We start from the raw sequence: 13,713 nt of genomic DNA, 5'->3' as shown, positions 1-13,713 counted from the left end.
GGCGCATCGCGGCAAAGTGCGGGGGCAGCGGTTGCCCGGCGGGGGCGCGGCTGTTAGGTGGAAAGCATGCGCCCGGAGCACGGCTCAATGGGGTTCCCCAGGCCAGGCAAGGCCCTGCTGGGGATGATGATCGCGATCGGCTGTATCTGGGTGATGTTCACCCTGGGTCTGAACTGGGGAGGCGCCGGGGAAGGAGTCCTGGAGCCGTTCCTCGGCATCAGCGACCGGGTGCTCCACGGCCAGGTGTGGCGGCTGCTCACCGCGCCGCTCGTCCACAGCCCGAGCGACCCCTGGCACTTCGTCACGACGCTCCTCGGCCTGTACTTCCTCGGCACCTCGCTCGAGGAGCGCTGGGGCGCCCGCCGCATGGTGGCGTTCCTGTTCGGCTCCGCGGCCTTCGCGTTCGCGCTCCAGGTGGCGATCGGCGCGCTGTTCCCGAAGGTGGCGCAGTCCGTGTTTTACGGCGGGCTCGGCATGATCGAGGCGGTCGCCGTCGCGTGGGCGCTCGCGCACCGCCACGCCACGGTCCGCCTCTTCTTCGTCCTCCCCGTGACGGGCACCATGCTGCTCGTCTTCATCTTCGCCATCTCGGTGCTCAACGTCATCGCGATGCGCGCGCCCCCCGAGGGCTTGATCACGCCGTTCGGCGGCATGCTCGCGGGCTACCTGTTCGGTGACTACTCTCCGCTGCGCCGCTTCTACCTCCGGATGCGCTTCCGCCAGCTCCAGGCGCAGTCCGCCGCGCTCCGCCGCGTCCCCGCGGCGCGCGGCCGCTCCGGCGGCGTCCCGCTCCGGGTCATCCCCGGCGGTCAGAAAGACCCGAAGGACAAGCGCTACCTGAACTGAGCCTGCGCTGAGCCGCAGCAGCGCGCCCCTCGGGCGCGCCTGCAGGCGTTCATCACGGCGCGCCGCACCGGCGGAGCTCTTCGAGCGTCTTCGCGCGCGTGAGGCAGTCGATCTCGCCCGGGTCCACCTCGCTCCCGGCGAGCTCCCGCCTGCAGTCCGACGTCCACTCCGACGAGAGCCGCTCGCCCTCGCTCGCGAGCACCACCGAGGCTTTCCCCGAGACCTGCGGATCCGGGGGCCCGACCCGCTTCACCTCTGCCGCCCAGGCGGCGCGCATGGCCTCGCCGACCGTGCGGCAGTCGTCCTCGGACATGGTCTTCTTGCACCCGGCGCCGAGGAGCGCGCCCGCGACCACGAGGAGGGCCACGACCACGGCGCGCCGCTCGAAAAGCGAGCTCCTCCCCCCGCGAGCGCGCGGCTCGCAGGGCAGAGGACGGCAGCGCGGCCTGCGCGCAGGGGCTGCCTTCGGTCGCCGAGCAGGACAGCCCACGGGCTAGCTGTCGATGAAGCTCTTGAGCTGCTTCGACCGGCTGGGATGCCGGAGCTTGCGGAGCGCCTTCGCCTCGATCTGGCGGATGCGCTCGCGGGTGACCTCGAAGTCCTGGCCGACCTCTTCGAGCGTGTGGTCGCTCTTCTCGCCGATGCCGAAGCGCATCCGGAGCACCTTCTCCTCGCGCGGGGTCAGCGTCTTCAGGACCTTACGGGTCTGCTCGGCGAGGTTCATGTTGATCACGGCCTCAGCGGGCGAGATCACGCTCTTGTCCTCGATGAAGTCGCCGAGATGCGAGTCCTCCTCCTCGCCGATGGGGGTCTCGAGCGAGATCGGCTCCTTCGCGATCTTCAGGACCTTCCGCACCTTGTCGAGCGGGAGCTCCATCTTCTCGGCGATCTCCTCGGGGGTCGGCTCGCGGCCGTACTCCTGCACGAGGTAGCGCGAGGTGCGGATCAGCTTGTTGATCGTCTCGATCATGTGGACCGGGATGCGGATCGTCCGCGCCTGGTCCGCGATCGCGCGGGTGATCGCCTGCCTGATCCACCACGTCGCGTACGTCGAGAACTTGTAGCCGCGCTTGTACTCGAACTTGTCGACGGCCTTCATGAGGCCGATGTTCCCTTCCTGGATGAGGTCCAGGAACTGGAGGCCGCGGTTCGTGTACTTCTTCGCGATGGAGACCACGAGGCGGAGGTTCGCCTCGACCAGCTCCGCCTTGGCGCGCTCCGCCATCCGCTCGCCTTCGCGGATGTTCTCGTAGGTCTCGCGGATCGCCGCGACGTCGATGTTGAGCTCTTCCTCGACCTTCTTGAGGCCCTTCTGGGCGTTCTTGATGGTCGACTCGAAGTCATTGAGCTCTTCGCGGTTGACGTTGAGCTTCCTGGCGAGTCGCCCCTCGAGGGCGCGGTTGCCCTTCACCTTGATGAGCTCGCGCTTCAGCTCGCCCTTCGAGAGCCCCGTGCGCCGCTCCAGCTCCGTCGCGCCGGCCTCCGCCTTCTCGACCTTCGAGATGAGGCTCTTCAGCTTCTGGACGATCTTGTCGATCGTCCGCTTGTTGAGGCGCATCTCCTCGAGCGTCGTCACGAGCTCGGCCGTCGCCTGCGTCACCTCGACGTCGATCTGCTTGCGGCGGACCTCCGTCTTCACGTCCTTGCGCTCCTCGAGGAGCTCTGCCTTCTTCTTGTCGACGCGCTTCACCTTGTCGATGAGGCGGATGATGCGCCGATCGGCCTCCTCCTCATCGAACTCCTGGTCGTCGTTCTCGGCGTCCTTGATGAGCTCCTTCACCCGGATCTTGTGCTTCCGGAGCTTCTCGCCGAGATCGATGATCTCGCGGACGGCGATGGGCGAATCGAGGATGGCAGCGTTGACCTTCTGCTCGCCGATCTCGATCCGCTTCGCGATCTCGACCTCGCCCTCGCGGGTGAGCAGCGAGACGCTGCCCATCTTGCGAAGGTACATCCGGACGGGATCGTTCGACTTCGAGTAGTAGTCGACGTCCTCTTCCTCGCGGTCGGGCGTGACGACGAGCTTCTTCTCGCCCGCCTCCTCGTCCGCGATGCGCTTCGGCGCGATCTTCACCTGGGTCGCGCCGTCGACGATCTCGATGTCCTCGTCGCCGAGGGCCCCCACCACGTCGTCGAGCTGATCGGGCGCGACGTCCGCGGGGAGCGCGTCATTCACCTCGTCATAGGTGAGGAAGCCTTTGCTCTTGCCGGTCTCTACGAGTTTTTCCAGCGTCTTCCGGTCCTTCTCTGACCGCTCGGCTCGGATGCCCGCGTCTCCTTTGTTGCTTGGGCGTGCCCCTGCCTCAGCGTGCCCGCGTGTCGAAGCGTGCCGCGCGCCGTTCAGCGCGCCGCCCCCCGCCGCCCTCGCGACCCCGCCTGCCCGACCGGAAGATTGCTTGGCCTTGCTCGCCATTACCTCATGCTCCACTTACGGCGATCAGCTCGCCGCGACCGACAAGACACCAAATGATTCCGACAAACTTTAGGGATCACGCACCTCGGGGCGCCACGTCGGAGCGACCCGGAACGCATCAAGGAAGACCGAGCCCCCCCGCTCTCCGCTGGAATAGCTCACGCAGCAAAGCGTTTTCAGCATCGGCGTCCACCGTGCTCTTCTGAAGCTGGCTCATCACGGCGGCCTTCTGTCGCGCCAGGGCTTGCCTGCTCAACTTTTTCGAGTTTTCCAAGAGCGTCGCCTTGGCCGTTGAGGCCGCTTCGAAGACAGGCGAGACCAGCCGTCCAGCCGCGAATGAATGGATCGGAGCCGGGACTTGCGCAAGAAATTCGCCGGCGGCAAGTCCCATTTCAAATGTGAAATTTTGACGCGCTGTGACAATTGCAAGAGCGACGTCGCCTTCCAGGCATTCCAGCGCGGCCTGCACCTCGTCGTCGGCCAGGAGCTCGGGGAAATCGAGGACCGACCCCAGGATCTCGAGGCTGATCTCCTGGATCTGCGCGCGCGACCGGGCGTTCTCCCAGGTCTCGGTCGACTGTCCGGAGGGGGTCACCTCGCGGGCGGGCTGGCTTCGCGGTCGGGAGAGCGACTCCTCGACGACGCGCTCGAGCTGCCGGAGGTCGTCGGGCGAGCGACCGCCGATCACGAGCTTCGAGGAGACGCGGTCGGCGTAGAGCTTCGCCATCATGCGGAGGTTGGGGTCGTCCTCCTCCGCGAGCAGCGAGGTCACGGCGCGCACGCGGGCGAACTGCTCGGGGAGCGAAGAACCGCCGAAGCTGTCGCCGTCGAGCGCCTCGTCGATGAGGTGCTCGAGCAGGCCGCGCGCCCCCTTGAGGATGCGCGCGACCGCGTCGGGGCCGTGCTTGCGCGCGAGGTCGTCGGGATCGAGGCCGGCGGGCAGCACGGCGACGCGGGCGCTGAGCCCCGCCTCGCGGCAGGGGGCGCGCGCCGCGCGCGTGGCCTTCTTGCCGGCCGCGTCGCCGTCGAAGAGCAGGACGACCGCGGGCGCGAACCGCTTGATGAGCTTCGCCTGTGCGGGCGTGAACGCGGTGCCGAGCGGCGCGATCGCCTGGCCGATGCCGCGCGCGTGCAGCGCGACGACGTCGAAGTTGCCCTCCACGAGGATCGCCTCGCCGTGCCGCCGGATCGCCTGGCGCGCCTGGTACAGGCCGAAGAGGTGCTCGCCCTTCGTGTAGATCGGCGATTCGGGGCTGTTGATGTACTTCGCCGGCGCGCTGTCGGCCTGCGGCGCAGGGCCGGTGAGGCCGAGCGACGAGAGCTCCGCGGGGCTCGGATCCGGCAGCGCGCGCCCGCTGAACGCGATCACGCGGCCCATCACGTCGGTCACGGCGAACATGAGCCGGTGCCGGAAGCGGTCGTAGTGGCCGCTCCCCGACGAGCGCGGCACGAGGAGCCCTACGCGCTCGCCGAGGACCGGGGAGACGCCTTGTTGCCGCAGGAAGTTGGCGAGCCCGTCCCAGCCGAACGGGGCGTAGCCGATGCGGAACGCCTGGAGGGCGTCGGAGATCGGGTCGACGGATCCATCGCCGTCGCGGAGGGGCAGACCGCGACGCTGGAGCTCTTCGTGGGCGTAGCGCGCGAGCGGGTGCGCGCTGGTGCCAGGACCGCCGCGGAGGCTGTGCTCGAAGAACGTCGCGGCGAGGTGGTTGACGGCGTAGAGGTCGTCCTTCGACTTGCGCGCCGCGTGCGCCTCGCGTCGCTCGGCCTCGGTCATCGCGTCCGCCACCTCGACGCCGGCGCGCTCGGCGAGCGCGCGCACCGCCTCGGCGAACGTCCGGCCTTCGAGCTTCATCACGAAGTCGATGGCGCTGCCGGTCTCCTTGCAGCCGAAGCAGTGATAGAACCCGCGGTTCGGGTTCACGTGGAAGCTCGGCGTCTTTTCCTTGTGGAAGGGGCAGAGCCCGGTGAAGGAGTGTCCGCGGCGCGTGAGGCGCACGCTTTCGCCGATGAGCGCTACGAGATCCGTGCGCTCTTTCACGAGCGCGATCGTCTCCGGAGAGATCATGGGCTGCCTTGAGGGCCCCGTGCGCGCGGGGCCCGCAGATCGTCACGGGTGAACCCGAACGGCGTGGCGGCGTTCGCGCCAGCGCCTGGGCGGTGCGGGCAGCTCGCGAAGCGGGAAATTCCCCAGACCTCCGCGGCCAGTGTGAAGAGCAGTGTCCTGTGCGGCGGCCGCACGCGCAAGGCGGTTGCCGCCAGGTACGTCACTTCGGATCGGGGAACGGAGACCCGGGCTTCTTGTGGTCTGTGAGGCTCTCGTCGGGGTGGGAAGCCTCGACCATCTCTTCGACAGAGGGCGCCTCGGCGTGGTCGGCGAGGAACCGCGTGTCCTCGCGGACCATCGGCGGCGGCGGATCACCGATGAGCTCGAGCTCGGTTGCGAGCCACTGCTCCTCTTCGATGAGCTCGCGGCGGCGCGGATCAGTCAGGTCGCCCTGCCAGTGGTCGAGCTCAGCGTCGACCTCCTTGAGCCGGAGGCGCACCCTCACGACGTCGACATCGTCCTTTTTCGCGAAGCGCTCGGTGAGCAGCAGCGCGGTGTCGTTGGCGACCTCGACGAAGCCGTGATGGACGGCCAGGCGGTGCTCCTGGCCGTTCTGATGGTAGGTCACGAGGCCGGTCCGGAGGGCGGCGAGCAGCGGGAGGTGCCCCGGGAGCACGCCGAATTCGCCGGCGACGCTCGGCGCGGTCACGTCCGTGACCTGCTCGCGCAGCGCGACGCCGGTCGGCGTCACGATTTCGAGGAGGATTGTTTCGGCCATGGCTTCTTCAAGCCGCCTTCTGCGAGGCCCGAGCCTTCACCTCGTCGATGCCGCCCACCATGTAGAAGTCCTGCTCGGCGACATGGTCGAGCTTGCCGTCGAGGATCTCCTCGAACCCCGCGATCGTGTCCTTGAGCGCCACGAGCTTGCCCTCGAGTCCGGTGAACTGGGCCGCGACGAAGAACGGCTGCGACAGGAACTTCTGCATCTTGCGGGCGCGCGACACGACGAGCTTGTCGTCCTCGCTGAGCTCGTCCATGCCGAGGATGGCGATGATGTCCTGGAGGTCCTTGTAGCGCTGCAGCGTCTGCTGCACGCGCCGCGCGACGGAGTAGTGTTTCTCGCCGACGATCTGGGGATCGAGCATCGTCGAGTTCGAGTCGAGCGGATCGACGGCCGGGTAGATGCCGAGCTCCGAGATCGCGCGCGACAGCACGGTGGTGGCGTCGAGGTGGGCGAACGCCGTGGCCGGGGCGGGATCGGTCAGGTCGTCCGCAGGGACGTAGATCGCCTGCACGCTGGTGACGGAGCCCTTGGTCGTCGAGGTGATGCGCTCCTGGAAGGCGCCCATCTCCGTCGAGAGGGTCGGCTGATAGCCGACGGCGCTCGGAATACGCCCGAGGAGCGCGCTCACCTCGGAGCCCGCCTGGGTGAACCGGAAGATGTTGTCGACGAACAGGAGCACGTCCTGGCCCTCCTCGTCGCGGAAGTGCTCGGCCACGGCGAGCGCCGAGAGCGCGACGCGGGCGCGGGCCCCCGGGGGCTCGTTCATCTGGCCGTAGATCAGCGCGGCCTTGGAGATGACAGGGCTGCCGTCCGCGAGCTTCGACTCGCTCATCTCGAGGAAGAGGTCGTTGCCCTCGCGCGTCCGCTCACCGACGCCGGCGAAGACGGACACGCCGCCGTGCGCCTTCGCGACGTTGTTGATGAGCTCCAGGATGAGCACCGTCTTGCCGACGCCGGCGCCGCCGAAGAGGCCGATCTTGCCGCCCTTGCGGTAGGGGGCGATCAGGTCGATGACCTTGATGCCCGTCTCGAAGACCTCGACCTTGGTCGACTGCTCGATGAACGGGGGAGGCTCCCTGTGGATCGGCGCCAGCTTCTTGGCGTGCACGGGGCCGGCCTCGTCGATCGGCACGCCGACGACGTTCAGGATCCGGCCGAGGCACTCGTTGCCCACCGGCACCATGATCGGCTTGCCGGTGTCGCGGACTTCCATGCCGCGCACGAGGCCATCGGTGGAGTCCATCGCGATGGTGCGCACCGTCGACTCGCCGAGGTGCTGGGCGACCTCGAGCACGAGGTTGTCAGGCTCAGCCGAGATGCTCGGGTTGCTCAACTTGAGCGCGTTCAGAATCCTGGGCAGCTGGCCCGACGGAAAATCGACGTCGACAACCGGTCCGATGACCTGAGTGATCTTTCCAACAACCATGGAGCGGGAGCCCTCCTCGTACGAGCTTTGACGAGTCGGGCGGCGCACTAGCACGGACCTGCGCGTCCGACTAGGGGTTCCGAGGCCCGCTCCCGCAAGAGAACGCCCGCGCGGGGGCGGCGTCGGCGCTCGCGCGGGACCGCGGTCAGCGGCCCTTGGCGGCGGCGATCCGCGCGAACGCCTCCACGCTGAGCGTCTCGCCGCGCGCGTCGAGCGAGATACCGGCGTCCTTCGCGCGGCGTTCGAGCTCCTCGGGCGACCAGCCGTAGAGGTTCCTCCAGGCGTTGCGGAGCGTCTTGCGGCGGGCCGAGAAGGCGGCGCGCACCGCGGCGCGGAAGGCGTCCGTCTCCTCGGCGCGCCGCGGGCGCCACGGCGTCAGGACGACGACGGCCGAGTCGACCTCGGGCCTCGGATAGAACGCGCCCGCGCGCGCGACCAGGAGGCGGCGCACGTCGAACGCGGCCTGCACGAAGACCGAGAGCGCGCCGTAGTCGCCGGTGCCAGGGGCGGCGGTGAGGCGCTCGGCGACCTCGAGCTGCACCATGAACACCGCGCGGTCGATCTCGTGCGCGATCGTGGTCGCCTGCTCGAGGAGCCGGCCCGTGAGCTGGTACGGGAGGTTGCCGGCCACCGCGCGCGGGGGCGGCTTCCCGGCGAGCGAGGCGACCCAGTCGACCTGCGCGGCGTCGGCCTCGAGCAGCGTCAGCCGGCCTTCCTCGATCGGGCCAGCGAGCTGCTCGCGGAGGATCGGGACGAGGTCGCGGTCGCGCTCGATCGCGACGACGTGCGCGGCGCGGTCGAGGAGCGGCCGCGTGAGCGCGCCGAGCCCCGCCCCGATCTCGACCACCGCGCCGCCCGTGGGCGTGGTGGCCGCCTCGGCGATCCGGCGCGCCGCCTCGACATCAACGAGGAAGTTCTGACCGAACCCTTTCTTCGGAGAGAGCCCGCGCGCGCGCAGGAGCTCGGAGATGGACATCGCTCGTCCTAGGTCTGAGGTGGGGGGGGCCCGTCGTGGGGCGCGGCCGCGGTCGCGCTCGGGGCGGCGGCGGTCGTCGCGCGAAGCCGTACCACGCGCACGCCCGCCTTGCGGAGCACAGCTTCACGGCGGGTTTGCGCCACCCGCGCGCGGATGAGCACGGCCTCCGCCGCGATCGGCGCGAGCTCCTGGAAGGCCTTGTCGGCCGGCGTGAGCGCCCGCTGCTCCTCGTCTCCGTCGCCCTCCGGCGGTCGCGGCGCCTCCCACGGAGGGCTGAGCCCCGGCTCGAGCTCGGGGAGCGTCCACATCACCTGGACGGCCTTCCGCGAGAGCCGCCGCACCGCCTCCGAGAGCCGGCCGAGCTGCGCGTCGGCGGGGGGCGGCGCGAGGACGTAGACCATGCTCGCCCGCGGCTTGGTGCGCGCGACGTGCGTGAGCGACTCCGCGATCGTCACGGCCGGATCACGCCGATCCGTCTCGGACCGCGCGGGCGATTCGATGCCATAACTGGCGAGGTAGCGGCGCAGGGTGCGCTCGCGCTGCGAGCGCCCGAGCGGCGCCGGCGCCGAGAACGGCGCGCGCGGCCGCATCGACTCGGCGCGGGCGGCCAGCCGGTCGAGGTCGCCGCGGCGCAGGTCGTCGAGGCCGCGCGCGTCGAGCGGCCTGAGGTGCTCGAGGACGCGCGCCGCGACGTCCGCCTCGTCGAGCTCGCTCCGATCCGCGTCATACGTTCCGCACCCGACCGTGAGCGCGTGCGCGATCTTCTGGCCGTGCCCGGGGCCGTGGTCGGGCGAGATCGTCACGCGCGGGCCAGGGGCGAGGATGATGAGCCCGACGCGATCGCCGCGCCCGAGGTGCCTCGTGGCGATGGCCGAGGCCTCGTCGATCATGAGGTCGAGCGGGGCGCGGCCGAGCGGGCCCGCCCAGAGATCCACGGCCGCGTCGACCAGGATCCAGACCACGTCGCGCTCCTCGCGCTCGAACTCCCTCACGAGCAGCGTGCCCCGGCGCGCGCTCGCCTTCCACGCGATCTTCCGGAACGGGTCCCCCGGCTGGTGCTCTCGCAGCTCGCGCAGATCATCTCCCTCGCCGCGCACGCGGCCGGGCCTGCCCGAGGCCGCGAGGAGGTGGCTCCGCCCTCCGCGCGGCTGCGTCAGGTACGCCATGAAGGGCCGCGGGAGCACCTCGATCCCGTACGGGTTCGCGAAGGTGAGCGGCACCTCGAAGAGGCCCGGTGCGCCGTGCACCTCGAGCGCGAGCCCGTGGAGCCCGTGCTGGCCGACGCGCGGCGTCCGCACGACGACCTTCACCTTGAGCCGTCCCGAGGCGGAGACCTCCCCGCGGTTCGGCTCGATGCGCACGTCGAGCTGCGACGAGGCGATCGCGCGCAGCTTCACGTAGCGCGCCGCGAGCGTGTCGCGGTTCCGCACCTCCGCCTCGATCTCCACGGTGCCGCCCCGCGCGGACCGCAGGACCCGCTTCGAGCCGCCCCAGAGCATCTCGAACCCGGCCGCGCGGATGCGCGCCACCGACACCAGCGTCACGCCGCGGGCGAGCGCGATCGCGACCAGGATCGCCCCGCCCCAGCCGACGATCGCCGGCTCCCGCGCGATGAGCCCGGCGCCCATGACCGCGACGCCGGCGATGGCCAGGTGGGCGGCGGTGCGCGTGGGGTAGAGCTGCATGGGGCGACCTACGCCGGCCGCGCAGCGCGCCGGTAGCCCACGCGCTGGACCGCCTCCTCGACGATCGCGTCGCGCGCCTTCGGGTCCACGTCGGCCTCGGGCACGAGCACCAGGCGGTGCGCGAGCGTCGCGGGCGCCATGCCGCGCACGTCGTCCGGCGTCACGAACGGGCGCCCGCCGATCACCGCCGCCGCCTTCGCCGCCTGGATGAGCGCGAGCGTGGCTCGCGGGGAGGCGCCGAGCAGGACGCGGGGATGCGTGCGCGTGAACGCCGTGAGGTTCACCGCGTACTCGTACAGATCCTCCTCGACGTGGATCCGCCGCGCGACGCCCTGGAGCATGAGGAGGTCCTGGACGGCGAGCGTCGCCCGCGCGCGCGGCGGCTCGACGTTGTGCGCGCGGAGCATCGCCACCTCGTCCTTGTGCTGCGGGTACCCGAGGCTCACCCGGATGAGGAACCTGTCGATCTGCGCCTCCGGCAGCGGGTAGGTCCCCTCGAGATCGATCGGGTTCTGCGTCGCGAGCACCATGAAGGGCGACGGCAGCTCGAAGCGATCGCCCTCGATCGTCACCTGCCGCTCCTGCATGGCCTCGAGCAGGGCGGACTGGGTCTTCGCCGGGGCGCGGTTGATCTCGTCGGCGAGCACGAGGTTCGCGAAGATCGGACCAGGGCGCAGCGTGAACGTCCCCTCCTTGGGCGACAGGACGTACGTCCCCGTGATGTCGGCCGGCAGGAGGTCGGGCGTGAACTGGATCCGCCGCACGGACGCGCCCAGCGCGGCCGCGAACGCCTTGACCAGCGTGGTCTTTGCGACGCCAGGGACGCCTTCCAGCAGCACGTGCCCCTGCGCGAGCAGGGCGGTGAGCATCAGATCGATCGCGCGCGACGATCCGATGTAAACGCGCGTGATCTCCCGCCGGACCGCCTCGATCCGCTCCTTGGCAGCGGAGATTTCATCGACGGCGACGGCTTGAACCTGGTTCATCGAGCGCCTTTGTCAGAGGGTGGTGGTGCGAGCTTCGCGTCGCCCTGCGAGGGCCGCGCCTCCGGCGGCGCCGCCGGGCGGCCTTCGGGCGCGCCGGGATGAGGCCCCCGCGGCGGCTTCCGGCCGTCGGCGCCGCAGGCGGCGAGGACCTTCCGCACGACGTCGGCGGCGTGCAAGAGCGCGGGCCTGGACACGTTCGCCGGCTTGCCGGCGACGACGGACGCTTCGACTCGGTACATGGTGCCCAGGACCTCCTTGAATGCCGAGAGGGCGCGCTCGTCAAGAGATCCCTCTCGGGCCACGAGCCGCGTGACCGTCTCCTGCGCCGGGTTGGCCTCGAGGCCGAAGCGCACGGACAGGGCCTCGAACAGCGCGCTCTTCAGTTCGAGGAACGCGAGCCCGCGGGGTGACGACGGGGCCGCGAGCACGGCGAAGCGCCCAGCGGCGCCGCCCTGCGAGACGAGCGGCGTCGGGCGGGCGTATCGAGGGAGGGGGCTCCGGTAAGGCCGCGCCGAGGCGCGCGCGGTCCAGAGCGCGAGCCCGAGGCCGGCCAGCGCTGCGAGGGCGAGGAGCGCGCCGCCGGGCAGGCCGTCCCGGCGGGCGTCCTCGACGGCGCTCGCGAGGGTCTTGAGCTGCTCGTCGAAGTCCTTGCGCAGCGACGTCTCGCCGCCGAACGAGCTCTCCTCGTCGAAGCGGTTCGCGACGATGTAGAGCCGTCCCCGGCGCGGCTGAGCCCCGTCCTCATCGACGAGGTAGCGGGTCAGGCCCGAGGCGAACGCGCGGTTACCCGGATACCGGAGCATCATGTTCATCAGCGCGGACGGGTCGCCCATCGCGAAGAGCCGACCCTTGCCGACCTGCCCGGCGACGGCGACGATCACGTCGGGCTCGCTGACGGCGCGGATCCGCAGCACGGGCGAGAGGTTCGGGTGCCTCAGGCCGGTCGCGTGGTTCGTCACGAGCCGCTGCACATGGCTGACGACGGGGTGCGGGCCGATGGCGTGGCCGCCGACGACGTCGACGACCGGCTCCGCGACGGCGAGGGCGGGGCGGTTCCGGAGCGCGGCGACCGGCCGGGCTGGCGTCGGGATGCGCTCGATCTGGAACCGCCGGAGCGTGTCGTCGCCGCGGCCGAAGTCGTCGACGATCGCGAGCCGCCCGCCGGCCTTCATGAACGAGGTGGTGTCGTCCGCGTCGAGCGCCTGCAGCGGGTGGAGCACGAGGATTCCGTCCTCCGGGCCGACCTGGCTCCAGTCGAGCACAGCGACGGCGTGGACCCTGGCGACCCCGAGCTCCGCGCGCGCGATCTCGAGAAACTCCGAGCAACCCTCCCAGCTCGGGTCGTTGACGTCGAAGGCAGCGGCCGCTGCTCGGGCGGGCGCAAGCAGCGCCATCAGCGCGGCCAGCGCGACCACGAGGGAGCGGCATGTCGCCCGCCGGCGCACCTGCGGACGCCGATCATCCCAGTGAAACTCGAAGGATGCGTGCGTAGGCCACGCGCCGTGCCGCGTCATGAGCGCCGCGAACATACCACCGTCGGCCCGAGCGATAACCTTGACCCGCCATCCCACATTGCTAGATTCGCTTCTAAGAGCGGGGTGCTTTCTCCCAGACCTCGTTCCACCAATTCAGCCGAGTACTCTACGAGGTGGAGGGGTTAGTCGATGCTTCCTCCGTTCATCATCGAGCAAATACGGCAGCGCGAAGAAGAGAAGGATCGGTCCAGAAGAGAAGAAATTCGACCGCGCCTTGAGCTGCCGATCGAACGCTACCCCGCACCTCGTCGTCTTCCGGACGCGGAAGAGGACGATCCCAACCGGGGCGTCATCATCCTCGACCTGGGCTGACGCCACGTGTAGCACGCAGGCCCCTTCTCTGATTCCCGCGGGAACGCCAGCCGAGCGGTTCCCCTGAGCGGTCCCCCCGAACGCTCTCCGCTTTCCCCGCAACTCCCAAATTTTTCGGCGCCGAGCATCCTCCCGTGCGTTTGCTGAGCTCGGTCACCCGCCTGTACCAGGGTTCAGCGAAGCTCGTCTGGTCGGAACGGCCGGTCACAACGAGACGACGCGGGCACGAGCGGGGCATGCGCATGCGGGAGGGGGAAAAAGTTGCCCTTCGCAGGGCTCGCCACGCTTGTGCGGGGTTGACCACCGGCGGGATCTTCGCCTAGGTTGCGCCCCCACTTCTGGCGCCGGGCACTGAACGAGCTACGCTCCGGCGCCTCAGAGCAGGCCGTGCACAACGTGCGCACGGGCTCTTCCATATCGATCGAGGTTCTACAGATGGCCGTTCATATTCGCCTCGCCCGCGCGGGCACCAAGAAGACGCCCTTCTACCGCATCGTCGTCGCCGACCAGCGCAGCCCGCGCGGCGGCAGGTTCATCGAGCGGCTGGGCACGTACGACCCGCGCAGGACGGAGATCCGCCTCGACGTGCCCCGCGTGAGGCACTGGATCTCGAACGGCGCCCAGCCGACGCACACGGTGGCGCTGCTTCTGAAGCATCCTGGGCTTGCCCAGGCGGCCGCTCCGGCGGACGCCGCGAAGTAGC

The 13,713-nt window shown here is 70.2% G+C and carries 12 protein-coding genes; 3 read left to right on the top strand and 9 right to left on the bottom strand.

Translation table 11 applies throughout. The features are described 5' to 3' along the window. The first annotated feature begins 66 nt into the window (after window positions 1-66). Complete coding sequence (locus tag WME76_RS19795) at window positions 67-846, top strand: rhomboid family intramembrane serine protease (RefSeq protein ID WP_437961634.1); 780 nt, start codon at window positions 67-69, stop codon at window positions 844-846. Window positions 847-898: 52 nt separating this feature from the next. On the opposite strand, the gene WME76_RS19790 is transcribed toward WME76_RS19795, so the two are convergent. The 9 genes from WME76_RS19790 to WME76_RS19750 form a co-directional block, all read right to left on the bottom strand. Further along, on the bottom strand, window positions 899-1,219 hold the full coding sequence (locus tag WME76_RS19790) for a hypothetical protein (RefSeq protein ID WP_437961633.1): 321 nt from the start codon (window positions 1,217-1,219) through the stop codon (window positions 899-901). A 120-nt stretch (window positions 1,220-1,339) separates the two neighbouring features. Further along, complete coding sequence (gene rpoD, locus WME76_RS19785) at window positions 1,340-3,259, bottom strand: RNA polymerase sigma factor RpoD (RefSeq protein WP_061618644.1); 1,920 nt, start codon at window positions 3,257-3,259, stop codon at window positions 1,340-1,342. 118 nt (window positions 3,260-3,377) lie between these two features. Further along, the gene (gene dnaG / locus WME76_RS19780; protein ID WP_437961632.1) at window positions 3,378-5,327 is read right to left on the bottom strand and encodes a DNA primase; all 1,950 of its coding nucleotides are present in this window, start codon (window positions 5,325-5,327) and stop codon (window positions 3,378-3,380) included. A gap of 199 nt (window positions 5,328-5,526) precedes the next feature. Continuing rightward, a complete protein-coding gene (gene atpC, locus WME76_RS19775) occupies window positions 5,527-6,084 on the bottom strand; it encodes an ATP synthase F1 subunit epsilon (protein ID WP_437961631.1) in 558 nt (185 codons plus the stop codon). A 7-nt stretch (window positions 6,085-6,091) separates the two neighbouring features. Then, complete coding sequence (gene atpD, locus WME76_RS19770; protein WP_437961630.1) at window positions 6,092-7,516, bottom strand: F0F1 ATP synthase subunit beta; 1,425 nt, start codon at window positions 7,514-7,516, stop codon at window positions 6,092-6,094. Between the two features lie 145 nt (window positions 7,517-7,661). Further along, on the bottom strand, window positions 7,662-8,492 hold the full coding sequence (rsmA, locus tag WME76_RS19765) for a 16S rRNA (adenine(1518)-N(6)/adenine(1519)-N(6))-dimethyltransferase RsmA (protein ID WP_437961629.1): 831 nt from the start codon (window positions 8,490-8,492) through the stop codon (window positions 7,662-7,664). 8 nt (window positions 8,493-8,500) lie between these two features. Beyond that, a complete protein-coding gene (locus tag WME76_RS19760) occupies window positions 8,501-10,177 on the bottom strand; it encodes a DUF58 domain-containing protein (RefSeq protein WP_437961628.1) in 1,677 nt (558 codons plus the stop codon). An 8-nt stretch (window positions 10,178-10,185) separates the two neighbouring features. Beyond that, window positions 10,186-11,163 carry an AAA family ATPase gene (locus WME76_RS19755; protein ID WP_437961627.1) on the bottom strand — a complete coding sequence of 326 codons (978 nt, stop codon included), beginning with the start codon at window positions 11,161-11,163 and terminating at the stop codon, window positions 10,186-10,188. Next, window positions 11,160-12,578 carry a DUF4350 domain-containing protein gene (locus WME76_RS19750; RefSeq protein WP_437961626.1) on the bottom strand — a complete coding sequence of 473 codons (1,419 nt, stop codon included), beginning with the start codon at window positions 12,576-12,578 and terminating at the stop codon, window positions 11,160-11,162. The genes WME76_RS19755 and WME76_RS19750 overlap by 4 nt, the downstream gene beginning before the upstream one ends. Window positions 12,579-12,827: 249 nt before the next feature. On the opposite strand from WME76_RS19750, the gene WME76_RS19745 reads away from it, so the two are divergent. Further along, a complete protein-coding gene (locus WME76_RS19745) occupies window positions 12,828-13,010 on the top strand; it encodes a hypothetical protein (RefSeq protein ID WP_104982642.1) in 183 nt (60 codons plus the stop codon). Between the two features lie 435 nt (window positions 13,011-13,445). Further along, window positions 13,446-13,712 carry a 30S ribosomal protein S16 gene (rpsP, locus tag WME76_RS19740; protein ID WP_012237071.1) on the top strand — a complete coding sequence of 89 codons (267 nt, stop codon included), beginning with the start codon at window positions 13,446-13,448 and terminating at the stop codon, window positions 13,710-13,712. The last annotated feature ends 1 nt before the right edge of the window (window position 13,713 follow it).

Source organism: Sorangium sp. So ce119 (assembly GCF_051524405.1).
Taxonomy (GTDB): Bacteria; Myxococcota_A; Polyangia; order Polyangiales; family Polyangiaceae; genus Sorangium; species Sorangium cellulosum_G.
The sequence above is the reverse complement of the archived record's forward strand: the minus strand, read 5'-3'. Positions and strand labels throughout refer to the sequence as shown.